The organism is Campylobacter concisus (assembly GCF_003048375.1).
GTDB classification, from domain to species: Bacteria; Campylobacterota; Campylobacteria; order Campylobacterales; family Campylobacteraceae; genus Campylobacter_A; species Campylobacter_A concisus_T.
In genome coordinates this window covers 158,085-181,661 of sequence record NZ_CP021642.1, presented here as the reverse complement: position 1 = coordinate 181,661, position 23,577 = coordinate 158,085, and the positions used below count along the sequence as shown (strand labels likewise).

Below are 23,577 nucleotides of genomic sequence, written 5' to 3'. Positions count from 1 at the left end.
TATCTAATTTTTTTTTATTAATATTAAAGAAATCCATTATTTATTTCCACCATTCAATAATTTTTCTAAATCTTTTTCATCATTTATAATTTTCAGAATAATCTTTAAAACTTTATAGTCTTTTGGATCTTGTCCATGTTCTAGAAGTTTTTTGATTAGCTTAAATTTTTTTTCTTTAAATTCTTTATATTTTTGAGTTTTTATAAATTCAAGTAGCTCAGGGCTTGCCTTTTTATTGTCTATGCCAACACCATTTTCTCTAAAGAAAAATGCAAAGCTCATACCTATAGACGTTGCTAAACTAGCATTAGCCGCTGTGCCTTTTTCCAAAAGAGTATTAAAAGTTTTTGTTTTATTTGCATCATAAGCATACTCTAATAAATTTGGTCTTATTGAAAGATCTGGAATTTCAATAGTCATGTTAGCATCACAACCAATCTTATCTATGTAATATTCTATGTCTTTAGCAGTATTTTCATCGGTTGTATTTTTGTCAAATACCACAGCAAACATATTTAAACAATTTGCTTCATGTGAATATAAAGATGTTATGAGAAATATGATTATTGCTAATTGTTTCATTGTGCTAATTCCTTTTTATTTCCATTATTTAATAAATTCTCTAAATCTTTTTCGTCATTTATGAGTGTCAAAATATATTTTAAATATTCGTAGTCTTTTGGATCTTGTCCATATTGTAATTGCCTTTTAATTAATTTAAATTTCTCTCTTTTAAATTCTTTATATTTTGAGGTTTTTATAAAATCAAGCAGCTCTTTACTAGGAATTTTACTTTCAAAACCGACTTCATTATCTTGAAAAAAGAATAAGAATTCTGACCCCATAGAAAAAGCCAATCTACCATTTGGTTTTGTGCCTTTATCCAAAAGATCATTAAAGGTTTTAAATTTCTTCATCATAAAGGCAATTTCTAATAAATTTGGTTCATATCTAAGTCTTGCAGACTTTAAGGTAATATTTGCATTGCAACCAAATTTATCTATATAGGCATTCATATATTTTGCTGTATTTTCATCACTTATGTTTTTGTTGGCTAATATATTAAACATATTTGCACAATCTAGATAATGTAGATTATATATTGCAAGTGGTATAATAAATGAAATCAATATACTCATTTATTATCCTTTTTATATTGCTCTAGCAACCTATCTAAATCTTTTTCATCTCCTATTATCTTTAATATAACCCTCAAATAGCCATAATGATAAGGGTTTTGCCCATGGTCTAAGAGTTTTTTGATTAATTTAAATTTTTCTTCTTTAAATTCTTTATATTTTTGAGTTTTTATAAATTCTAGTAGCTCAGGGCTTGCTTTTTTATCTTTTATGCCATCGCTATTTTCTCTAAAAAAGACTAGGAATTCTGTTGCGATGTCTCTTGTTAGCCACTTACTAGGGAAGGTACCTTTTTGTAAAAGTAAATCAAGTGTTTTAGGCTTATTCATTGCATAAGTACTGTCAAGTAGATTTGGTTCATAATGCAATTTATCATTTTCTAAAGTAATGTTAGCATCACAACCAATCTTATCTATGTAATATTCTATATCTTTAGCAGTATTTTCATCGGTTGTATTTTTGTCAAATACCACAGCAAACATATTTAAACAATTTGCTTCGTGTGAATATAAAGATGTTATGAGAAATATGATCATAGCTAGGTGTTTCATATCGCATTTCACATATCATGGTGTTTTAAAAGATAATGATAAAAAGGGCTCATTTGTGTCCTTCCAACGAGAAGATTGATATCCCTAGGGAGGATCCCTAGGTTATTTTTTAAGCTTTTTTAGTAGCTTCTCTCCAGTCATCGCTTCCGCTTGTACCTGCAGCTACGTGCTCCCAAACTATCTTTCTATAGTTCATTGAAACTTTAAAAAGCTCAGTTTTGTCGCTATTTAGCTTGTCTTGAGCATTTGGACTTACTAGAGTGATATCTGTTATAGTTGCATCTTCTAGTTTTGTAGTAAAGAAGTGCTCAGCGCCACCGCTAGTTGATGTTCTATACCAGTGGATCTCAACCTCTGGAAGTCTCTCGCCTTGAGTTAATGCGTTGTAAAGAAGTGGAACAGCTTTGTTTAAAGATGTTGTAAAGCTAAATGGCTTATGTACTCTTTGTCCTGATGGTTGGCCACTTTGTGGATCTACTGGAACAGTTACAATGTGAGAAACCTCTTGTGCCATGATCTCATCTTCGTGACCTGACTGATAGCGATTACCGATACTAGCTTCTGTTGAAGCACCACTTGAGATAAGTCCTTGAGTAGAACCTTTCACCTTAATATACACTGGTTGTGACATATTTACTCCTATTAAAAAATTTGGTTATTTTAACTTTTATTAACTTTCTATTTTATTAAAAACATTACTTTTTTAACATATAGCTTTCAAGTGCTTTATGTAATAAATAATTAAACGCCTCTTTATCTTCTCTGGTGCTTTTTGTTACAGCACCAGAGAGATATTTGAAAAATGAATTATTCTCGACTATATCATACATTTGGCTATATAGCTCCTTGCATATTAGTTTAAGCAAAACAGCATTAACAAGCGTCGTGTTGTCGCTTAGAGGCAGCGTTTTTATAATAGTTTCCATATCTTTTGTATTTAACGTCCTGCTTTGCTCACTTATAGGGCTCATGTTTGGCTGCACTTTTATGCTCTCAACTAAATTCATCAAAAGCTCATCCATGCTCTTTGCTGTTAGCATCCTTTGACTATTTATATCTTCTTCATCAAAATTTTGAGCGCTCTCATTTAAATTTAAAGGCACATCATTAACATTTTCGTTTAAAGTGATATCTTTTTCTTCATCTATGAGAGAATTTATCTTTGGCTCTTCTTTAAAATCAACATTTGATATTTTCCCAACTGGCTCAAATTCTTTATTATCAAGCTCATCAAAGTTTTTGGTATTTTCTATGATCTTGTGAGCTTTGCCGACATATTCGTCTATCCTAGAAGGATCTATAAATATAAATTTAAGCTCTCCTATCCTAAAAATATCTCCTGGATTTATCACGCTTTCATAATCATCAGGCAACTTCGAATAAGAATCGCTATAAAATATCTCGCATCCTTCATAGCCACAAATAGTAAAAACTCCCTCTTCAAAACCTATATGAGCGTGTTTTGAAGCTATGGAGCCACTTGTATCGCTGCACGGAAATTTAACCGTATCTAGCGAGCCTATGTCTCCGCCGTTTTCATCAAAAATGACATACTGCGCCAAAAAGCTTGAAGCTTTATCAAAATTTTGTATAACCGCTGCTATTTCTTGCATATTTTTTCCTTAATAAAGCATCTTTCTTGGTAAATCAATAGTTGGTATGATATTCATAAGCTCTAAAAGCTCTCCACCATTTGGAGTAACTTCAAAGCCAAAATATGACTCTTTTTTACCATCAAAGTTAAGCGTACTAACGCCAATGCTACTGAAATTTGAAGCCTTTAAGAGCTTGTACCAGCCCCACTCGCCATCAAAGCTGATCTCTTTTTTGTCGCTACCCGCATTTGAAACTGCATTAAATTTAAACTGTGTTGAGATATCAAAGCTTTTACTTGAGACAAGTAAATTTGATGGGATCGTGTGATCATACGCCAAAGAGTTATTTGCGTAGCCTATATTTATGTGGCTGAAATTTGCCGATAAATCAACCGCTTTTAAGTTATAGTTTAGTTTTAGCTCGTCATTTGAATCAAGCATCAAATTTGAAATTCTATCTATATAAGCGATATTTTCAAGGAAACTTTTATTAAATCTTAGCTCTTTTGCATATTTTGGTCTTACCTTATAACCACTGCCTGTTTTGCTTAAAATTTGTTTTAGATATTTATCATAAAAGCTATTCCAAGTTCCATCTTTGCCAAAAAATCTCTTAAATTCTTCGATGCTAACAGCCTTTGCTGAGTTTTCATTAAATGGATAATAAGGCTTTATAAGACTTTCAAAGTCATCAAGAACATCATCTTTATAAGCTGTTGCTAAAAGCGATGAAGCTCCGTTTTCTACCTGTTTCCAAGCAAGTTTTGATAGCTTTTGATAGTACTCATTTAGCTCATCTGGAAGCTTTTTAGCGTCATTGTTTAGCACGATAAATGGATCGTTTTCATTTTTTATGCCATTTATCGCATAAACGATCTTATCGTCACTGCTTTGAAGCATCTCAAAGTTATAGTCGCTAACTTTTTTATATACATTTGTGACGTCATTGCTGATAAGATCTAGCGACCCGTCAGAATTTAGCGCATGATAGTTTGTAAATTTAGTGCTAAAGTCTGTAAATACACGTTTTATCTCGCTTGAAGCAAAGCCTAGAGAGTAGATGTATTTTAGTAAATTTTCATCATTTAAATTTGTATTTTGATTGGTTAGTTTTATAAGAGAATTTAGTGGGTTTTCTCTTTTTGACAAAATTTCAAGCTCATCTATGACCTCTTTTTTAGTAGCAAATTCATTTGGCTCGATCGCTCTTAAAATTTGGTTCCATTTATCAGCATAGTTTTGCAAGTAAAGCTCTACAACTGCGATGCTTAGCTCTTTTTTCTCATTTGAGCTGATATCTTTTAAAGATGAGTTGGTATCCATCAGCCATGACTCGATGCCTGCAGTCTCATCGATGTTTGAGCTAAGTTTTGCCAAGAAATCTCTTAAATTTTCCTTTGTATAAATTTTATTAAATGGATTAAATGCCTCTTTTTCTTGAACTACTTGGTTTAAATTTTCAACCTCTTTTTTGATGTCGTAGAATGATTTTTCATCTTTAAATGAGATAAACTCAAGTATCGAGTAGAGCCTTTTTGCTCTTTGAACAGGTGTTAGTTTAGTATTTGCAGCACTTTGAGCACTCTGATCTGCTGAAATGCTTAAATTTTTAGCATTTAAAATGGCTTCGATGTGCGCTAAAAACTCATTTTTAGCAACACCATATTTTTCAAATTTATCCCAGTTTGCAGCTATCCAAATTTTAAATAGATCTACATTTGTATAGTTTTTATCAAAAAGCGAATCATACATATAAAAAGCTTTTATAAGCTTATCTGGGTCACTCTCTGTTTTTAGGATATTTTCCATCTCAGTTAAAACTGTATTTTTGAAAAAGTCAGCACTAAGATCGTAATAAAGCGCTTTAACAGGCGCAAAACCTTTATAAGAGGTATCAAGAGTGATGTACTCAAATTTAGTATCACCGCTAAAGATCCTTGGATAGTCGTTTAGACTTTGTTTTAGCAGATTTAAAAGCTCGATCTTTTGTGTAGCGGTAAGATCTTTATACTTTTTGCTATCAAGATAGTTAGAAATTTTATCTACGTTGTTAGCCGCAATTTGCTCTTTTGTATTTTTGATATTTAAAATATAACTAGAGCCAAAATAAACTCCCACACAAAGTGCAGCCACTAGGGCGAAATTTATAAATTTAATAAATCTATTTTGTGCGCCAAATTTAGTTACATTTGCTTTAAAAGCGATCTCTTTTAAAAATGATTTTACAAAGTAGCTTTGTTTGCTGTAATTATTTACCGCTCTAAGAAGTGGTTTTTTGATGCTGTATTTATCACAAATTGTATTTGTAAGGTAGTTTATAGGGATGTTTTCTTGATATGCACTTACAAAATAAACTCCATTTATAACAGATGTGTTTTTAAGAGCATTTTGAGAGCTTAGCTTTGTAACAAAGTCTTTTACCAGCACGAAGAAATTTTCAAGCTGTTTTAAGAACAAATATGAGCGTTTTTTATCTTCTAGCATGTGCGAGATCGAGTTTTTGCTCATTAGGTGTTTAAATAGTGAGTCGCTTAAGCCCTTAAGCTCTGTCTCAAGTGTTTGGGCGGTGAAATTTGAGTCTAAATTTATACCAAGAGCTTTATTTGCCACGTCTTCATTAAATAATTTAAAATAATCGCCCATACCATCTATAAGATCAAGCTTGCTAAAGACTACGTAAATAGGAAATTTAATGCCAAGGTGCTTCTCACAGTCATTTATCCTCTTTACCATATATCTTATAAGCTCGTCAAAATACTCTTGAGTGCCTTCTAGGAATTTTTTAGTATCGATGATAAGCACGGCGCCGCTTAGTCTTGAGTTAAAGTCATTTCTCTTTAAAAAGTGTAAAAACTCGTTCCAAACGCCTTTTTTAAGTAGATAGTCTCTATTTTTCTCTACATCATCTTCAGGAAGCTCCTCTGTTGCAGTTGGCTGATAGAGGCTCTCTTGTGCAAAGTGAATGCCCTCAGTATCCAAAAGTGCTCCAAATTTTGATACATAAAGGTTAAAATTTGTCGTACTTTGGTGTATCTTTTTATAAGTATCTAGGCTATCAGATAGAGGAAATTCGATATTTGAATAGTTTATAAAAGCACTTTTGCCAGCACCCTCGTTGCCTATTATCATTATTAATGGCAATTTTTTGAAATTTATATCTTTTTTCCAAGTCGTTTTGGCGTCTTTTAGCGAAAGTAAGAAATTTCTCTTTGCCTTGCCAAAACTATCCATTGACTCTTTTTTTATCTCTTTTAGTTTGTCATTTTTCTCATCTTTGCGTGATGCAAAATAGTTCATCAGCGGTCTAAGCAAGACAAAAAACAATATAACTGCCCAAAAAGCAACTAGCACGCTAACTCGTGAGCTTACACTAGCGAAGCTATATATATCGTTAAATGCTACAAGCGGGGCATAGAGCCAAAACAAAACACTAAGAGCGATAGAGGTTACTAAAACAACACTGTGTTTAAACCTAAAAAATGTGAAAAATCTGCGTAAGTAGTCGATAAATGCCATAGCTGCAAATCCTTTTACAAATAAATATATTTCTTTTATGTAATTATATCAAATTTTTTTGATTTTGGAGTTAAATTTTATGAACAAAGTCTAAATTTTATAAAATTTGACATTTTTTTATCATTTTTAAGCCTTGGACCAAAGCCAATTTGACTACTTGTATATTTTGACCCAAGCTTAAACTGCATCTTGTGAGAGTAATTTATCTTCAAATATAAATCAGACACAAATTCATCATTAGTAAAATAAGAAAGAGTCTCTTGAAGCTCTTTAAATTTATCTTTTTTGGGGAAGAAATTCACAGCCTCTTCGTACTCTATGCCGTTTATAAAGACTGCGATCTTGGTTTGTTTTTCAAAAAGCTTTTTACCAAGGATGAAATTTTTACCAAGTGTCCTATTTTTATGGCCTAAAGAGTTTAAATTTGACGGTGCTATGAAAATTTGATTTGGTAAATTTTCAAGTATAAAAAGCTTATCTTTTAGCCCAAAGTGGCTCTGAAGCGCAAATTCAACCTCTTTTTTTGGCCTTCTTTGGCTAACTGCAAGTGGCGAAAATGGTAGAAATTTCTTTGCTAGCTGCTTTTCTTTTATATTGAGCATATCAAGTAAGATCTTTGAAATTTTATCATCTAGCTCATCTTCAAAAGATCTTGCGTAGTTTTTTAGACTAATGCTGTCAAAAAATAGCCAAAGCAAGTAGTTGTCAAAAAAATCAAAAAATAACTCATAGCTATTGTCATTAGTCTTTGAAATTTTCTCTAAAATGTAGCTTGTTAGGTGCGAGCCGCTTCCTAAAAGACCCATAAAATTTACAATTATCTTTGTAAGCTCCTGCTCATCTAAGCTCTCGAGCTCTTTGATCGGGTAGGCAAAACTCGAGCTATTTTTTAAAAATATCTCGCTCCTATCCCTATTTTTTAGGATATTCTTTATCAGTTTAAAAAAAGAAGCTTGGCTTATCTCTTCGCTCATACTGGCTCTTTCGTGCCGCTTAAAAACCCATAATCAAATAAAATTTTACTCTTTACGCACTTTATCTTAAGCTCGCAAAATGAGTTAATAGAAGCAAATTTTGATAAAAACTTAGCCAAATTTATACCTAAAACATAGACATTTCCAAGGCTTTCAAACTCGCTTTCATCTATATAAAATATACAAAGCACTCCTCTTTTTGCAAAGCCGCCATCGACCCTGTGGATCTGTTTTGTCTTTATCTCATGAAGTGAGCTAGAAAATTTCTTCAAAAACTCATCATCAGGTAGCATAAAGGCATTAAGCAGTGCTAGAAAAGAGCCCTTGTTTAGTATGCTTTGATAGCTAAATGACAAGATACTAACTAGCCTCCAGAGTAAATTTCCATCTACATTTACACGTTTTACGCTAGTTGGGATGGTTAAATTTTTGGTTACTACGCCTTGGTGATTTTGGATTTTATTTATCTCGCCTAGTTTTAGATTGGTTGGCAGGTCGCCGTTACAGCAAAGCGCCTCGATGCTCACGGTCTGCTCTTTAGCGTCATTTTTAAAAAATGAAATTTCTTTGTAAGAGTTTAGCTTCATATCTATTTTATTGCTTACAAAGTAATAATCCTTTGATCTTTGGCTATTTAAAAACTCAAATCTCTCAAAGCTTTTGTAGTTTTTAAGTATCCTTTTTTCATTATTGCTACTGTGAGCGACAACCTTTGTGATAGAGACTATCTCGTAAGCGTTTATGTTTGAGCGGTCGATGAAAATTCTATACTCGCTGCGTTTGTTGTTATTTTGTATAGGCTCAGCGCCTTTTGCAAACAAATTTATCGCTGGCGTGGCAAAAAGAGAGAAATACTCTAGCCTTGGCACATAGCCATTTGGCATATCTTTTGAAAAGACAAATTTGATGTTAAAGCTTTTTGCGTCAAATCTTTTTAAAAAACCAAGTCCATTTATACGGATAAAATTTAGTTTAGATGAAAAATATGAAAGCTCTTTTATAAGCTCAAATGCCTCAAAACCAAACTCATCGCTCTTTATCAAAGCTTCATCAAATTCATCCAAGCTAAGCTTATCAGCTCCAAGTTTTATCTCCTCATCGCTATCTTCAAAGCTTATGACTATAAATTTCAAGTAGTTTTTTAGCCACATCAAAAGAGTTGAAGAGAAGTATATGTTATCACCAAGGTATAAATTTAAAAAGCTGGTATCAAGCTCTTTGGTACTAAGTTCATCCTTGGTGATAGATATGTTTAAATTTAAAAGATAGTCGCTTTTGTTGTTTGACATGAAAGCTTTTGATATCTTTAAAGGAAGCAAATTTACGTCATATATCGTCTGGAATTTACAAGCCACGCCGTTTATTGGCTTTGACTCTATGATACTGCCCTTTGGTATAAATTCCTTTTTTTCTGAAAAGTCATCTCTTAGAGCAAATTCTTGCATGCAAACTGAGGGAAAAGGATTTGTATAGCTTGGCATTAAGATATTTATCAAAGACTCAGCTATTAAAGGTATATTTTCATCTAGCTCTTGTCTAATCCTTGATGTCAAAATAGCCATATTTTCTATGATACTCTCAACATCAGGATCTTTGCTCTTAGTATCTAAAAATGGCGCGACTTTTGGGAAATTCTTTATAAAAAGTGCTCTTGTTTCATCAAGATACGCCATCTCTTTTTGAAAATAAGCTAAATTATTTTCATTATAATCCATTATAAAATCTCACAATATCTATTGTTTTTAAAAATAACCTTTAGCAAATACTCTTTGAAATTGTCGTTTTTATGCTTATAGTTTATGTTAAAGATGATGCGCCAAGGCTTTAGCGAGTCATCATAGCCGATAGAAGTTATCTCTATTCTATTTTCGTTTGAGGTGATTAGCTCATATATCGCCATACCAAGTCTATGGCCAAGCTCGTTTATCTCGACCCCAACCGACCAAAGATCGATGATACTATCATTTAAACGGCCGTAGTTTCCAAGTCTTGAGTTTAAGATAGTATCAATATGATCTTTGATGTCGCTGTCTAGATCTTTAAAATATGGACGAAATTTTGACTCATCACTAAATTCATATAAAATTTTATCTATCAGCGACATGCTTAAATTTACTCTTTATCCAGCTTACCAACCAAAGAAAGCTCGAAATTTGCCCCCATAAATTTAAAGTGAGGTCTAGCTAGAAGCTCTATCTTATACCAGCCTGGCTCGCCAGCTATATCGCTAACGATAACTTTTGCACTTCTAAATGGTCTTCTACTTCTTACATCAGCTGGTGGATTTTCCTGATCTGAGATGTACTGTCTTAGCCACTCATTTAAGCCACGCTCAACGTCACTGCGCTCTTTCCAAGTACCGATCTCTTCTCTTTGAAGTACTTTTAGATAGTGAGCCAAACGAGAGATCAAAAATACATATGGAAGCTGTGTGCCAAGTCTGAAATTTGTCTCAGCAGCTTTACCTTCTGGAGTATTTGGGAAAACTTTAGGTTTTAGCACAGAGTTTGCAGAGAAAAATGCTGCGTTGTTGCTATCACGTCTTAATGTAAGCGTGATAAAGCCATTTTCTGCAAGCTCAAATTCTCTTCTATCTGTGATCAAAACTTCGGTTGGAATTTTTGTCTGAACGCTTCCGTAGTTTTCATAAGTGTAAGTTGGTAGGTCTTTTACAGCGCCGCCACCTTTTGGTCCGATGATGTTTCCGCACCATCTATAGTCCGCAAAACTCTCTGTAAGTCTTGTAGCAAACGCATAAGCGCCATTGCCCCAAAGCATATCATCGTGCTTATCAACGCTTTCGCGGTAGTTAAAGCTTTTTATAGGGTTATCTTCTGGGATATATGGAGATCTGGTAAGAAATCTATTTACCATACAACCTGTATATTTTGCATCTTCGTTCTCTCTAAAAGTTCTCCATCTTGTGTATTGAGGACCTTCAAGTAGACTCTTTAGATCTTTTATGTTTTCAAGTTCGCCAAAGTTATCAAGTCCAAAGAATTTAGAAGATAGCGAAGTTAGAAGCGGAGAGTGACTCATCGCAGCGATTGATGACATTTTGTTTAAGAAAGTCATGTCTTGATTTGACTTATCTAGCTCATAGTCAGCAACTATCGCACCAACTGGCTCACCACCGAATTGACCATATTCAGCTGAGTAAATTTGCTTATAAAGTGTGCTTTGAGTTATATCTAGATTGTTTTCAAAGTCATCTAAAATTTCTTCTTTTGTTGCGTCTAAAAGGTCGATCTTTACGTTTTCGTTGAAATTTGTTCTCTCAACTAAAAATCTAATGCCACGCCAAGTAGATTCTAGCTCTTGAAAAGATTTATTGTGTAAAATTTCATCCATCTGAGCTGATAAAAGCGTGTCTATATGAGCTATCATCTCATCAAGTGCAAGCTTATTTATCTTCTCTTCAGCGTTGTTTGTTGTGATGATATTTGAGATAAACTCAGCAACTCCTTGCTTTACTACGCTATAACTTTCATCCTCTTTTGTATATTTGCTCCTTTGCATTATGCTTTCAATGATAGGAGTTTTTACTTTAGTTTCAGACATCTTTATTCCTTATCTTTTTCGTCTTTAAGCTCTAAAAGAAGCTGTTTTCTACTATCTTCATCCTTAATAGCCTCTAAAACTGCTTTTCTAAAATCAGGCATATTGCCCATAGGTCCTTTTAACGCAACTAAAGCTTTTCTAAGCTGCAATAGCTTTTTTAGCTCAGGGACTTGATTGATGATATTGTCTGGATTGAAGTCTTGAATGCTTTCGAAATTAAGATCGATATTTAGATCTTCGCTACCAGAATTTAGTCTATTTTTCACTGAAAATTCAGTATGAATGTCTAAACTTTTCATAACTTGATCGAAATTTATCTTATTTATAGAGACAACTTCGCGATCTTCAAGTGGAGTTTGATTTTCACCAGTTAAATTTGAAACTACCATCAGCTTTAATGGAAGCTCGACATCTGCTTCTTGGTTGTTTGTTTTGGTTCTATAAACAATGTTTATACGTTCTTTTGGTGGGATTGAATTCTCTGCCATAATAACATCCTTTTTTTGAGTAAATGATTTAAGAATTATAATTAAATAAAATTAAAGAAGTTTTAAAAAAACATATTTTATCACAAAAATGTTTTTGCCTTTATATAAATATCTGACAAATAATCCTTTAGCTCAGTGTTTTCTATAAATTTAACTATTTGCGAATATACAACTTTTGCGTTGTTATCCATGCCTTGGCTTGTAAAAATTTTGGAAAGCTCCAACAAAAAGCTAAGCTCACTTTGTGAATTTGTTGTATATTTGCTTCTATCAAGGGCTTTTATCAGCTCTTCAAAACTCATATCCTTTTTCATATCATCACTAGAGATAAAATTTGTGCTCTCTTTTTTACTAAAAAATTTAGCGCTCTCTTCGCTGAAAAATGCCTCTTCACTTTGAAATTTAAGTTTTTTTATATCTGAAAATTTTTCTATGAAATTTAAAGTCATATTAGAAACTAGTTCGCTTTGCTCGCTTAGTCCAGATGATCTTAAAAACTCACAAAATATCCTAACGCCATCTATCCAAAATGGATTAAGAGCTAAATTTCTTATAAATTTCTCTAAATTACCAAGGTTTACTTCTTTCATATTTTTAAAAAGTAAGATCAAATTTTCATCAGGATAACGTATCTGCGTCACTTGCTCGCTGCTAACTGGCAAAGCCTTGATCCTGCCCCACATCGCCTCAAAAACAAGTGAGTAAGCGGTCAAATTTTTTATATCATTTTTTAAAAGCGAGATGGATAAATTTACAAAATACTCCCTAAACTCCCTATCACTAAATGTACTAATGTCGCTACTGCCAAAAGAGACACTTTGTGAGTAACTTGGTTCTGCCTTTTGCGGCTGCTGTTTTGGCTCCTCTACTTTTTGAGTTTGCTCATTTTTCTCTTCTATATAAAGCGTATCAAAGTGCGTGCTAAGCTCGCGTGAGAGCTCAGGTACAAGCTCATTAAACGCCTTTGCGTCCGCTTCGTCTAAATTTATACCATCTCTGTGAGCTTGCGTAAAAAGCTCTATCGTTTGAGCAAATATCTTTTTTTTAGTAGGCACTTGCTTTTCATTTTTGGCTAATAAACTTGGCTCTTGTTTTAGGGTAGTTAGGAAAAATGAAAAAGCACTGATTAAACTTCTAAAAGCATCTTTGTCGTTTAAATTTATAGCAGAGATCGCTAAGAAATTTAAAAGCTTTACATCGAGGCTAAATTCGCTTAATGCCTTTAAAGACGAGCTATAAACAAAGTCCCATTTTATCGTATCGTGAGTCAAAGTCTTATACTTTGACATCTCGTCTATAAGGCTGATGTAGAGTTCGTTTTCTGAAAAGTTTTCGCTAAATTTGTTGAAAAACTTATCTTGCACTTACTTTTTGTCCATAAAATTTTCTATTTTATTGTTTAGAACGCTGTCGTTTTTTACGTTGTTTTGATCCATCGAGTAGGTGCTATATAAAAACGCAGCCGCGATAGCTGCAAGCGCTATAAGGATAAAATAAAATTTCAAATGTCTTAGTGAAAATATCTCAAAAAAGCTTCTCTTTTTAGTTTTTAAATAACTCTTTTCAAATACATTTTCATCTGCCTTGATAAGTGGCGAAACGGCTGAGGCTATATTTTCACAAAGGTATGAAATTTTCTCGTTGCAATCTTCCTGCGCTTCGTATTTGCCCTTGTATCCAAGCACCAAACAAGCGTAGATAAACTCTAAAAAATCCTTGTTTTTGCCAACGTTTTCAAACCATTTATCCATGATGCCAAAGAATTTGTTACCACCTAAATTTTCGTTGAAAAATCTCGTTGTTAAAGTGTTATTTGCCCAAAAACTATTCATAAAAATTTCATTTTTAAGCAAGCTCTCATCGATGAAAACGCAAAGGCAATATCTAAGCCTAATGATGTCATCCTCTTCATAAATGCCCAAATTTGAGATCTTTGAAGTGGTGCTTAATATATCATTTATCAGCTTTTCACGTAAATTTTGCATCTCACTTTGTGAAAAATTTTGTAGTTTTGATACTCTGTTTGCCAAAAGAAGCAGTGGTAGCACGTGATCTAGGGCAGGATTTGCGCCAAGTCCTAGAAGCTTTGTCTGGCTTAAAACTGAAATGTCATTTTGATTTTCACTCATTTTTTGTCCTTATAATAAAGCCCACATCTTAATGTCAGCGTTTGATAAATTTGCTGTTATATAGACGCTAATAACGCTTTGATTTGCGAAGCTTTTGAAAATTTCATCTTTTTTATCGATCTTGTAGTAGATATAGTCATTTAGCTTTGGCAATGTACTAGGTATAGCTGAAATTTGCTCTACATTTATGCCGCGAAGCTGTGATGAGACGATACTTTTGATGTTTGATTGGGTGTGGATTTTGCACTGCTCTTTGAAATTTTTAAGCAGGTACTCATTTTTTGTATCGCTATGGATAGCAAAGTAAATTTCTGAGTTTTCTATGATGCTTGGGTTATCAAAGACGCAGTCAAAAAAGCCGTGATTGTTTTTAACAATCTGTGCCATGACGTATTTTGGCGACAAGATATGCGAGAACAAAAGCCTAAGATTGTTTATTAACGGTACGAAAGTTTGACTTAAGTTGTTGTGATCATAAGCTATAAATTCGCTAAAACTATCATCGTGACTTAGAGCTAGCAGATCAGCTTGAAAATCAACTAGCTTTTCATATAGATACTCTGGATGAATTTTATCTCTTTTGAAAAGATATGAGAATATCAAGTGCCATTTTTTCAGCATATTTAGCGTCAAATATGTTGAAATATCAAGCCTATTTTTCGCCTGATCTATGCCACCTAAAAGCCCAGTATAGCTCTCTTGGTGCTGCTTTGTAGCAAAGCTAAACTCATCTATAAAGCTAGTGATGAAAGAATTTTTACTGATATCGATGCAAGTTGGGATAAATTTCTCATCAAGCGTTATTTGTTTGTTTAGGTCTATGTTTTTTATCCTGCAAATAGGCACGCTAAGATCATAAGGCGTCTTTGAGCCAAGCACTCCTAGAGCCGATCTTTGGCTTGCTAGGATCAAATTTTCTTTATCCTGCGTGAAAGCAGATGAAAGCTCAAAGTCGTCTTTATCATCTAGCTCGTTCAAGATATCATTACTAGCTTCATCATGCACTCTTGAGCTAATGAGCGCTTGTTTAGCTGTAAATTTTAGGTTTGGCAGGTTGTTTTGCAAGCTAACATCAACAAGTCCTGAGCTAACTGGCAGCTTTAGCACTATGACAGCAGAATTTAGCTCGCTAGGACTTATCTCAAAAGGCTCTGGTAGGTCGTCTTGATCTGGGGCGTTAAATATCGTACCATCTTGTGAGATGCAAGAAATTTTATTTAGCCCTATCTTGCCTTGAAGCAAAAGCTCGCTTGAGATATCAAGCTCCAAAACTCCATATAAATTTGATAAAGACGAGACGGTTTTTAGGTTTAAATTTCTCTCAAAATACCTCTCTTGCTGCTCGAAATGAACCTTATCAACGTTCATCCCGTTGTACCAGACAACTTTTAGTTTATCAGACATTTTATTTGCTTGCTTGAATATTAGAGCTGCTAGCGTCTATCGTATTTACGCCATTTTTAGTTATCTCAAAAACTATATTTTTCTCTTTTGCTTCTTTTGTTGATTTATAAGCTTTGATATTTGTCTTGCTTTGATCAGCATAAAGCACCAAAATACCTACGTATGGCACTTCGTCTGGATCGACATTTGTAAAAGCATATCTGTTTGTATTTGGCTGAATTTGCGTTTTTATCGAGTCTATCTTGTCTTGACCAAGTATGTCGCCATTTTTCTCGGCTAGATCAACTATACTAGCTTGCTGAAATTTTGCCACATCTTTCAGCTTGTAAGCGATGATAGTCACTGGTACGTTGTCACCGTGGTAGTTTAAGTTTGAATTTGGGGTGTTGCTTATGATAAGATCTTTTGCACATCCTGCGATAAATAGCATAAAAATTAAAGAACAAAGAAATTTAAACGTTTTCTTCATGGTTTCCTTTACCTCACGTTAATAATATTATTTTTATGTAATTCTATCTAAAGTTATTTTAGAAGAAACTTATTTTAAAATCAATGTTCTTAAATAAAACTTTAATGAGCGTTAATCAATCCTTTATATTATGCTCTTTGGCATAGCTTAGGATCTTTTGCCTAAGATCTTCTGGGAAGCTATCTCTATACATTACTGGTGTTAGAGGATTTAGCTTTTTATCTAATTTACCAGCCTCATATAGTCTTGTTAACTCTTCTGGTGTGTTGTAGTATGGTGCATTTGGGTAGCCCTCTGGTGGGGTTAGGGACATTATTTTAGCTTCTAGGAGAGCAGAATCGATATAAAGAGAAAGATCTTTTTCACTCCATCTATTAGGGAAAGCACCTTTGCCATATTCCTCTTGAAATTCACTCATGTGACTTTTAATATAATTTACAAATTCTTCCCTACTGGTCTCATTTGCATCTAGGTCTCTAGGGTCAAGAAGCTCGCCTTTATCTTCTACTAATTTTCTTAAGCGTTTATGAAGCGAGCCATCTGCATTATTAATGATGCCACCCCTATTAAAATCCATCACGAAATAGCTCCCTACTATCTCATCAAGATAAGGCATCATTCCATATTCATCTAGTGGAGGATTTTTAGCTATTTTCCTAAATTCTTCAGCCATTTGTAAATTTTTGTTTAGACCTATGTCATAAGTAGTGTATTCAAATAAATCACCTAGAAATTTTAAAGCCTTTGTTACTCCTAGCTGGGCTGCCAAGAAAATTCTTTGATAATCCCTTGCTTTAAAACCTGCTTCATTTCCATATGAGAACCCCATAGTATCTCCAAGTATCCCTGCACACATTCCCCACTCTGCAGAAAAGAGCATTGATTTTAATGTGCCTTTATGAGCATTTACTTCATCATAAATTTCAGCATACTCTGGTTTAGTTAGTTTGCCATTACTATCTACTCTTCCTATGGCATCATCTGGGATATCTATCATAGTACATTTTAGGTTACTTCTTTTTACTAGATAGATATATCTATCTCTCTTATCTTTTAAACTTTCATAGTAGGCTTTTTCTGATTTAGTCCAAGGTGATATTTTAGTAGAGCTTGGTTTATAGCTAATGTCTAGCCATGGTTTAAAAGATAGATAGTCTGTTTGACCTAGAGAATTTGGTTTAGGGTTATAGTATAGTGGTTTATAGTTTTTATATGGAGATGAGTCTAGGATGGAGCGGGCTTCAAGAACCATCCGAGATTTTTCTCCCAAGCGTGCCGTATTATTTTTTGCATTTTTAGAAGCTATTAAATTTGTTTTTTTGTCAAATTCTATCTTATCCCCATTTGGAGCTATAACCGTATATGTATTAGTGTTATCCATTAAATTTCCTTTATCTTGTAAATTTCCTTTGTTTATTATTAATAGTAATCCTACTGCTAAAAGAGCTATGATGATAAATGCAATCTTCTTCATATCTTATCCTATATATAGACCATCTTCCATTACTATGGTGGTGGCTAGACGACCAACTAAGCGAGGGGGGATTGTCTTTCCATTGAAATTTCCATCTTTAGAGTCATTTTCCTTACACCCCACATATATCCCTTTTATGTTATTGTTACCAATAGTATCAAGAGCCTCCACTAGATCTCTTGAGAGGTTAGAGTGAGAGTTATCGTTATCTTCTGTGTTAAATATACCTCTTTTAAGTTTATCTATTATTACTGCTGCTTTTTGATATGAGTCTATCGGATATTTTGGTTTGCCTGATGCTACGTTTGCTAATGAGCTTTGCTTATAAATTTCGTACACCTCTTTCTCCTCCTCAACATCTGTGTCTAGTAAGTTTATATCCACATCGGAGATAGCATATTTACTTCTAGCATATTTAAAATATCTTGCATCTATCTCATTACCAGCTCCTCTTAGCTCATCTAAGCATAGATAGGTACTAAGGTTATTTAGTGCTAGTTTAGAAGCTAGGTTAAAAGATAGTTTGTTTTTCTTGTGGTCTATGTCGTAGTACATAAAAGAGTTATAGTCTAGTCCTCCACTACTTATATTAGCTCCTAGAAATAGTCTATTTAAATTTAGGCTTATATAGTTTTGATAGATCATTACTGGATAGTAGCAATAGCTATTTGTACTATTTTTATCATAGGCTTCATATAGTGACATAGGTTTATAAGATATGTTATTTAGCGCAAAGGCTTCATTGAAATTATACTTATATCTTGTGTGCATTATCTCGTTGTAGTTCTCTTCTAGTTGATCATAAGATGTTTTCCAAAGTTCTACTATACCAGTAAATAAAGCTATTCCCATATCTTTTCCTAGTGACTTGCCATAATCTTTTAATATGTTTTGTAATGATTCGATATTTTTTCGACTAAAGCTAAAAGCACGCTTCATAGTTCCACTGCTAGTCATACGATCCCAGATTAAATTTAAATTGTAGTAGCCTATTAAGAGACGAATTTTGGCTCCAAGTGGAGCCATAGATATTAAATTTATTCTTTAATCCTTTATATTATGCTCTTTAGCATAGCTTAGGATCTTTTGCCTAATATCTTCTGGGAAGCTATCTCTATACATTACTGGTGTTAGAGGATTTAATTTTTTATCTAATTTACCAGCCTCATATAGTCTTGTTAGCTCTTCTGGTGTGTTGTAGTATGGTGCATTTGGATATCCCTCTGGTGGGGTTAGGGACATTATTTTGGCTTCTAGGAGGGTAGAGTCGATGTAGAGAGAAACGGCTCTATCGTCCCAAGTGCCAGGAAAACCACCATTAAAGTCTTGACCGCTTCCATCAATATTGTCTTTAACGTATTTTGTAAATTCTTCCCTTGTAGTCTCATTTGCGTCAAGGTCTCTAGGGTCTAGTAGTTTGCCTTCATCTTCTACTAATTTTCTTAGATGAGTGTGCATTGAACCATTTGGCTCAACTACGGTTAAATTTCTATTAAAATCCATCACGAAGTAGCTCCCTACTATCTCATCAAGATAAGGCATCATGCCACATTCATCTAGTGGGGGATTTTTAGCCAGTCTTCTAAACTCTTCAGCCATTTGTAAATTTTTATTTAGACCTACTAGATAGGTAGAGTATTGAAACATGTCAGCTAATGCCTCTAAGGCTCCGTCTTGACCAAGCTGCGCTGATAGAAACATTGATTGATATGCTCTTGCTTTAAACCCCGCATAACCTAATCCAACTCCTCCTGAAAATCCAACAGTGCTTCCTAATACTCCAGCACATATATTCCACTCTGCTGCAAATAGTTCTGATTTTAATGTGCCTTTATGAGCATTTACTTCATCATAAATTTCAGCATACTCTGGTTTAGTTAGTTTGCCATTACTATCTACTCTTCCTATGGCATCATCTGGGATATCTATCATAGTACATTTTAGGTTACTTCTTTTTACTAGATAGATATATCTATCTCTCTTATCTTTTAAACTTTCATAGTAGGCTTTTTCTGATTTAGTCCAAGGTGATATTTTAGTAGAGCTTGGTTTATAGCTAATGTCTAGCCATGGTTTAAAAGATAGATAGTCTGTTTGACCTAGAGAATTTGGTTTAGGGTTATAGTATAGTGGTTTATAGTTTTTATATGGAGATGAGTCTAGGATGGAGCGGGCTTCAAGAACCATCCGAGATTTTTCTCCCAAGCGTGCCGTATTATTTTTTGCATTTTTAGAAGCTATTAAATTTGTTTTTTTGTCAAATTCTATCTTATCCCCATTTGGAGCTATAACCGTATATGTATTAGTGTTATCCATTAAATTTCCTTTATCTTGTAAATTTCCTTTGTTTATTATTAATAGTAATCCTACTGCTAAAAGAGCTATGATGATAAATGCAATCTTCTTCATATCTTATCCTATATATAGACCATCTTCCATTACTATGGTGGTGGCTAGACGACCAACTAAGCGAGGGGGGATTGTCTTTCCATTGAAATTTCCATCTTTAGAGTCATTTTCCTTACACCCCACATATATCCCTTTTATGTTATTGTTACCAATAGTATCAAGAGCCTCCACTAGATCTCTTGAGAGGTTAGAGTGAGAGTTATCGTTATCTTCTGTGTTAAATATACCTCTTTTAAGTTTATCTATTATTACTGCTGCTTTTTGATATGAGTCTATCGGATATTTTGGTTTGCCTGATGCTACGTTTGCTAATGAGCTTTGCTTATAAATTTCGTACACCTCTTTCTCCTCCTCAACATCTGTGTCTAGTAAGTTTATATCCACATCGGAGATAGCATATTTACTTCTAGCATATTTAAAATATCTTGCATCTATCTCATTACCAGCTCCTCTTAGCTCATCTAAGCATAGATAGGTACTAAGGTTATTTAGTGCTAGTTTAGAAGCTAGGTTAAAAGATAGTTTGTTTTTCTTGTGGTCTATGTCGTAGTACATAAAAGAGTTATAGTCTAGTCCTCCACTACTTATATTAGCTCCTAGAAATAGTCTATTTAAATTTAGGCTTATATAGTTTTGATAGATCATTACTGGATAGTAGCAATAGCTATTTGTACTATTTTTATCATAGGCTTCATATAGTGACATAGGTTTATAAGATATGTTATTTAGCGCAAAGGCTTCATTGAAATTATACTTATATCTTGTGTGCATTATCTCGTTGTAGTTCTCTTCTAGTTGATCATAAGATGTTTTCCAAAGTTCTACTATACCAGTAAATAAAGCTATTCCCATATCTTTTCCTAGTGACTTGCCATAATCTTTTAATATGTTTTGTAATGATTCGATATTTTTTCGACTAAAGCTAAAAGCACGCTTCATAGTTCCACTGCTAGTCATACGATCCCAGATTAAATTTAAATTGTAGTAGCCTATTAAGAGACGAATTTTTGTTGAGTTTACGGCCATATTTATTAGGTTTTTCTTTGATTTTCTCAATGCTTTAACTCGGTCTTTTAAATTTGTTGCCTCTTTAAGAAATTTATCTACGTCTTTAGTACCTTTTACAGTAAACATCTGTCTTACTATATTAAGTATACCAATCTCATCAAGAAACTCTTTTTTAAATTCTTTTTTATTTGGGCTAAAGATGAAAGAACTAAGGCTTTCAAATACCTTAGTTACACCATCCTCGCTAACAAATTCTGCCAAAGGAAAGACACCTTCTATTGCAGTTTTTACTATAAGAGATGTTACTTCTTTGTCCAAATTTCTACTATCGTCATAGGTACGATTTTGCTCTTTTAACGCCTCTTTCAAGATAGCATTATCTTTAGCCCAGTTAGCCTTTATCTCTTTTTCTTGTTTATCAAGTAGCTCTTCTATAAATTTTATCTGTTCTGGATCTATCTTCTCATTTTTCTTAGCATTTTTATCGTTTGAAGTGCTCTCTTTTTTTGTCTCTACTTCTTCTTCGATACCATCATTTTCCGTCAAAAGCTCTTCTATACTAGTTATTTTGTCAACTTTTGCTTTATCCATATATTTTACGATATCTTCTATGCATAGATACTCGCCGCTTTTTAAGCCACTATTCTTTGCTGTCTCTTTATAGAAAAATAGCTTCAATGATTTATCACCTAGCTTTACTGAAGATCCCAAATGTAAAGCTCTTATATTTTCTTCTGATATCTCTATATACTCTCCATCATATTTGCTACTTTGCTTGACCAAATTTCCAGAGAAGCTCTTTGTTATTATGAAATAAGCCACAGCAAGAGAGAGTACTTCTATTAAAGAGTAGTTATAAGGGTGATCAAGAGCTGTTTTTTCTCTGATTTCTTCTTGTAAAGACGAGATGTTTTCATCGCTTATTTTAGCATTTGATATCTGGTGTTTTAGCTGATTAAGCTCTAATTCATCATTATATTTTTTTATAAATTTTCTTTGCTCAGAACCATGATTTACCTTATTAAAAACAACCCTAAAAGTAGCAATTGCCTTTTTCATATAGGTCTCTTCGTTCTTTTTGATCTTTTCCATATCATTTGGCTGTTTCGCATAAGCATTTATATGGGCGACATTTACTTCGAGAATTTCTTCATATTTAACATGATTGCTGAGATACTCAGTGTTTTTACTATCATCAAGTTCTTTATACTCCTCTACTTTTTCTTTGATATTGTCTATGTAGCTTTTGCTCACCCTAGCAAATGGGGATAAATTTAAAACTAGAGTTGATTTGTTGTTGCCTTTATTTATATCTATACTATATTTGCTATAGTCTTTAACGGGCTCTAGGGTTTTTATGTCGGTGAATTTTTGTTTTACTAGGTTGGATTTGTTTGATCTATTTAGCTCGTCTTTTATCTCTTGATCTAGGCTTTTGTTTATAACCTCTTCTCTTAGTCCCGCACTTGATCTAAAAGGAGAATTTGAAAGAACGATATAGTTTTTATTTAAATTAGAAAAGTCCTTGCTATTCATCTCATCATTTGTAGATTTGCCGTTTTTGTTAGACTTATCTGATATTAGATTGGCTAGTTTTACAGAGTTGAAATTTGTAGCACAGATGAAATTTAGATTTGCATTTAGTCCTTTTATCTCTTTTTTAAGCTTATCAAAAAGAGTATCATCGCCAGAGCCAAAGCCTAAATTTTTATTTACGACATTATAATTGATCTGTTCTTTAGTGTAGTCAAACACTCTTGCATCATCTAAATATCCATAGATACTGCAACCCTCATCTGTATTATAGTTCATTTCGTTTAGATTATTTGGGTTTGTAAAAAAACGATAACCAAAATCTAGATGAGTAATATCTATAAAATATCCAGCCCTATCATCTTTGTCCTTTTTAAATACTAGTACATTACAGCTAGAGTTTACATTTATAGTATTTATAATAGAAGCAAATCTAGATGCAAAAAAGTTAAGTATAGGCAAGGATACTCCATAAAGAGCTCTAGTAGTTTCGTATTCGTATAACTTAAGGTTTAATTTTATAAATTCATAAAGCCCTGAGCCAGCCGAAGCTAACATCTTGCCTATCCCTTTTTCGCCACTCAAATCAGCTAGGCTAAGTATAAAAAGCACTACTTGTTTTATAAGAAATTGACCACTGTCATTATTTAGCTTGCTTAAATTTTTGTCTAGCTCATCGAAACACTCTTCTATGCTTCTTTCAAATTTAGCCCCATCTAGTCCCTCGCTAGAGATCAAGGATCTAGCGTCACTTAGCAGGTCTTGCTTCAACGTATTTAAACAATCTCTTATAATATCCTTACAGTCATCATAATACGTAACCGCAAGATCAAACATATCATAAAAACTTAAAGGCGCTTTGCCTGTTATTTTTGTTGGCTCTTCGTTTTCGCCAAGCTTTCTTAATAGGTTTCTTTCTTTCTCGTCTTGAGCAGCTTCTATCACATATTCATCATTTTTTTTATTTCTTATAGGCTCTATCTTCTCTTTTAAATTTATAAAAAATTTATCGATCGCACTCTTTTTATGAACTACTTTTACAGGTATACCCCTATATTCAAATTCTCTTGCTCTGCCAAGATCACTATCAGTAAAGCTCTCTTTGTCTATATAAAAATCAGTTACTATTGATGCTTCTTTGCCGTCCTGCCTTGAAAAATCGGCTATCAAGTTAAGTATTATATTTACCATCATGGTATTTCTTGACGTAAAATAATTCAAACTAGACGTATAAAGCGTTACGCTCTTTGCATCAGCCATATACTCTTTTATCTTTTTTAACGTCTCTTCGCAAGAGTAAGTTATTTTTATTTCGTTGTTTTGCATA

The 23,577-nt window shown here is 33.4% G+C and carries 19 protein-coding genes; all 19 read right to left on the bottom strand.

Annotated elements, in window-relative coordinates; genetic code table 11:
• Positions 1–36: 36 nt before the first annotated feature.
• The 19 genes from CCS77_RS00965 to CCS77_RS00875 all read right to left on the bottom strand — a co-directional run bounded on the left by CCS77_RS00965 (position 37) and on the right by CCS77_RS00875 (position 23,576).
• Positions 37–582, bottom strand: coding sequence for a hypothetical protein (locus tag CCS77_RS00965; protein WP_234399068.1), 546 nt, complete (start codon positions 580–582; stop codon positions 37–39).
• On the bottom strand, positions 579–1,139 hold the full coding sequence (locus CCS77_RS00960; RefSeq protein WP_234399070.1) for a hypothetical protein: 561 nt from the start codon (positions 1,137–1,139) through the stop codon (positions 579–581). The genes CCS77_RS00965 and CCS77_RS00960 overlap by 4 nt, the downstream gene beginning before the upstream one ends.
• Positions 1,136–1,621, bottom strand: a complete 486-nt coding sequence (locus tag CCS77_RS00955; RefSeq protein WP_103639787.1) for a hypothetical protein — start codon at positions 1,619–1,621, stop codon at positions 1,136–1,138. Before CCS77_RS00955 ends, CCS77_RS00960 begins: the two co-directional genes overlap by 4 nt.
• 178 nt (positions 1,622–1,799) lie before the next feature.
• On the bottom strand, positions 1,800–2,321 hold the full coding sequence (locus CCS77_RS00950; protein ID WP_012001093.1) for an Hcp family type VI secretion system effector: 522 nt from the start codon (positions 2,319–2,321) through the stop codon (positions 1,800–1,802).
• Between the two features lie 64 nt (positions 2,322–2,385).
• Positions 2,386–3,303 (bottom strand): hypothetical protein, encoded by a 918-nt coding sequence (locus tag CCS77_RS00945; RefSeq protein ID WP_103569546.1) that lies wholly within the window; start codon positions 3,301–3,303, stop codon positions 2,386–2,388.
• Between the two features lie 9 nt (positions 3,304–3,312).
• The gene (tssM, locus tag CCS77_RS00940; protein WP_107916300.1) at positions 3,313–6,801 is read right to left on the bottom strand and encodes a type VI secretion system membrane subunit TssM; all 3,489 of its coding nucleotides are present in this window, start codon (positions 6,799–6,801) and stop codon (positions 3,313–3,315) included.
• Positions 6,802–6,878: 77 nt separating this feature from the next.
• On the bottom strand, positions 6,879–7,775 hold the full coding sequence (locus CCS77_RS00935) for a type VI secretion system baseplate subunit TssG (protein ID WP_107916299.1): 897 nt from the start codon (positions 7,773–7,775) through the stop codon (positions 6,879–6,881).
• A complete protein-coding gene (gene tssF, locus CCS77_RS00930) occupies positions 7,772–9,490 on the bottom strand; it encodes a type VI secretion system baseplate subunit TssF (protein ID WP_107916298.1) in 1,719 nt (572 codons plus the stop codon). The genes CCS77_RS00935 and tssF overlap by 4 nt, the downstream gene beginning before the upstream one ends.
• On the bottom strand, positions 9,490–9,879 hold the full coding sequence (locus tag CCS77_RS00925; RefSeq protein WP_012001091.1) for a hypothetical protein: 390 nt from the start codon (positions 9,877–9,879) through the stop codon (positions 9,490–9,492). The genes tssF and CCS77_RS00925 overlap by 1 nt, the downstream gene beginning before the upstream one ends.
• Before the next feature lie 8 nt (positions 9,880–9,887).
• Positions 9,888–11,336 (bottom strand): type VI secretion system contractile sheath large subunit, encoded by a 1,449-nt coding sequence (gene tssC / locus CCS77_RS00920; protein ID WP_103650061.1) that lies wholly within the window; start codon positions 11,334–11,336, stop codon positions 9,888–9,890.
• 2 nt (positions 11,337–11,338) lie between these two features.
• Positions 11,339–11,824, bottom strand: a complete 486-nt coding sequence (tssB, locus tag CCS77_RS00915) for a type VI secretion system contractile sheath small subunit (protein ID WP_012001089.1) — start codon at positions 11,822–11,824, stop codon at positions 11,339–11,341.
• Between the two features lie 80 nt (positions 11,825–11,904).
• Positions 11,905–13,188, bottom strand: coding sequence for a type VI secretion system domain-containing protein (locus tag CCS77_RS00910; protein WP_103613661.1), 1,284 nt, complete (start codon positions 13,186–13,188; stop codon positions 11,905–11,907).
• On the bottom strand, positions 13,189–13,953 hold the full coding sequence (icmH, locus tag CCS77_RS00905) for a type IVB secretion system protein IcmH/DotU (RefSeq protein ID WP_021086306.1): 765 nt from the start codon (positions 13,951–13,953) through the stop codon (positions 13,189–13,191). It lies immediately after the preceding gene.
• Between the two features lie 9 nt (positions 13,954–13,962).
• Complete coding sequence (gene tssK, locus CCS77_RS00900; protein WP_103643447.1) at positions 13,963–15,357, bottom strand: type VI secretion system baseplate subunit TssK; 1,395 nt, start codon at positions 15,355–15,357, stop codon at positions 13,963–13,965.
• Between the two features lies 1 nt (position 15,358).
• Positions 15,359–15,826: a type VI secretion system lipoprotein TssJ gene (tssJ, locus tag CCS77_RS00895; protein ID WP_103643448.1), complete on the bottom strand. Its 468-nt coding sequence runs from the start codon at positions 15,824–15,826 to the stop codon at positions 15,359–15,361.
• Between the two features lie 115 nt (positions 15,827–15,941).
• A complete protein-coding gene (locus CCS77_RS00890; protein WP_107916297.1) occupies positions 15,942–17,300 on the bottom strand; it encodes a thioredoxin reductase in 1,359 nt (452 codons plus the stop codon).
• A gap of 3 nt (positions 17,301–17,303) precedes the next feature.
• On the bottom strand, positions 17,304–18,152 hold the full coding sequence (locus CCS77_RS00885) for a 3-deoxy-D-arabinoheptulosonate-7-phosphate synthase (RefSeq protein WP_152025739.1): 849 nt from the start codon (positions 18,150–18,152) through the stop codon (positions 17,304–17,306).
• A 192-nt stretch (positions 18,153–18,344) separates the two neighbouring features.
• Positions 18,345–19,709, bottom strand: coding sequence for a thioredoxin reductase (locus CCS77_RS00880; RefSeq protein WP_107916295.1), 1,365 nt, complete (start codon positions 19,707–19,709; stop codon positions 18,345–18,347).
• Positions 19,710–19,712: 3 nt separating this feature from the next.
• On the bottom strand, positions 19,713–23,576 hold the full coding sequence (locus tag CCS77_RS00875) for a hypothetical protein (protein ID WP_107916294.1): 3,864 nt from the start codon (positions 23,574–23,576) through the stop codon (positions 19,713–19,715).
• Position 23,577 lies beyond the last annotated feature (1 nt).

Bases quoted from the DNA above. Each gene is read 5' to 3' on its own strand.
- tssM (WP_107916300.1), bottom strand. From the start codon at position 6,801: ATGGCATTTATCGACTACTTACGCAGATTTTTCACATTTTTTAGGTTT.
- tssC (WP_103650061.1), bottom strand. From the start codon at position 11,336: ATGTCTGAAACTAAAGTAAAAACTCCTATCATTGAAAGCATAATGCAA.
- icmH (WP_021086306.1), bottom strand. From the start codon at position 13,953: ATGAGTGAAAATCAAAATGACATTTCAGTTTTAAGCCAGACAAAGCTT.
- CCS77_RS00960 (WP_234399070.1), bottom strand. From the start codon at position 1,139: ATGAGTATATTGATTTCATTTATTATACCACTTGCAATATATAATCTA.
- CCS77_RS00965 (WP_234399068.1), bottom strand. From the start codon at position 582: ATGAAACAATTAGCAATAATCATATTTCTCATAACATCTTTATATTCA.
- CCS77_RS00925 (WP_012001091.1), bottom strand. From the start codon at position 9,879: ATGTCGCTGATAGATAAAATTTTATATGAATTTAGTGATGAGTCAAAA.
- CCS77_RS00880 (WP_107916295.1), bottom strand. From the start codon at position 19,709: ATGAAGAAGATTGCATTTATCATCATAGCTCTTTTAGCAGTAGGATTA.
- CCS77_RS00955 (WP_103639787.1), bottom strand. From the start codon at position 1,621: ATGTTTGCTGTGGTATTTGACAAAAATACAACCGATGAAAATACTGCT.
- CCS77_RS00945 (WP_103569546.1), bottom strand. From the start codon at position 3,303: ATGCAAGAAATAGCAGCGGTTATACAAAATTTTGATAAAGCTTCAAGC.
- CCS77_RS00950 (WP_012001093.1), bottom strand. From the start codon at position 2,321: ATGTCACAACCAGTGTATATTAAGGTGAAAGGTTCTACTCAAGGACTT.
- tssJ (WP_103643448.1), bottom strand. From the start codon at position 15,826: ATGAAGAAAACGTTTAAATTTCTTTGTTCTTTAATTTTTATGCTATTT.
- tssB (WP_012001089.1), bottom strand. From the start codon at position 11,824: ATGGCAGAGAATTCAATCCCACCAAAAGAACGTATAAACATTGTTTAT.
- CCS77_RS00890 (WP_107916297.1), bottom strand. From the start codon at position 17,300: ATGAAGAAGATTGCATTTATCATCATAGCTCTTTTAGCAGTAGGATTA.
- tssF (WP_107916298.1), bottom strand. From the start codon at position 9,490: ATGGATTATAATGAAAATAATTTAGCTTATTTTCAAAAAGAGATGGCG.
- CCS77_RS00935 (WP_107916299.1), bottom strand. From the start codon at position 7,775: ATGAGCGAAGAGATAAGCCAAGCTTCTTTTTTTAAACTGATAAAGAAT.
- tssK (WP_103643447.1), bottom strand. From the start codon at position 15,357: ATGTCTGATAAACTAAAAGTTGTCTGGTACAACGGGATGAACGTTGAT.
- CCS77_RS00875 (WP_107916294.1), bottom strand. From the start codon at position 23,576: ATGCAAAACAACGAAATAAAAATAACTTACTCTTGCGAAGAGACGTTA.
- CCS77_RS00885 (WP_152025739.1), bottom strand. From the start codon at position 18,152: ATGGGAATAGCTTTATTTACTGGTATAGTAGAACTTTGGAAAACATCT.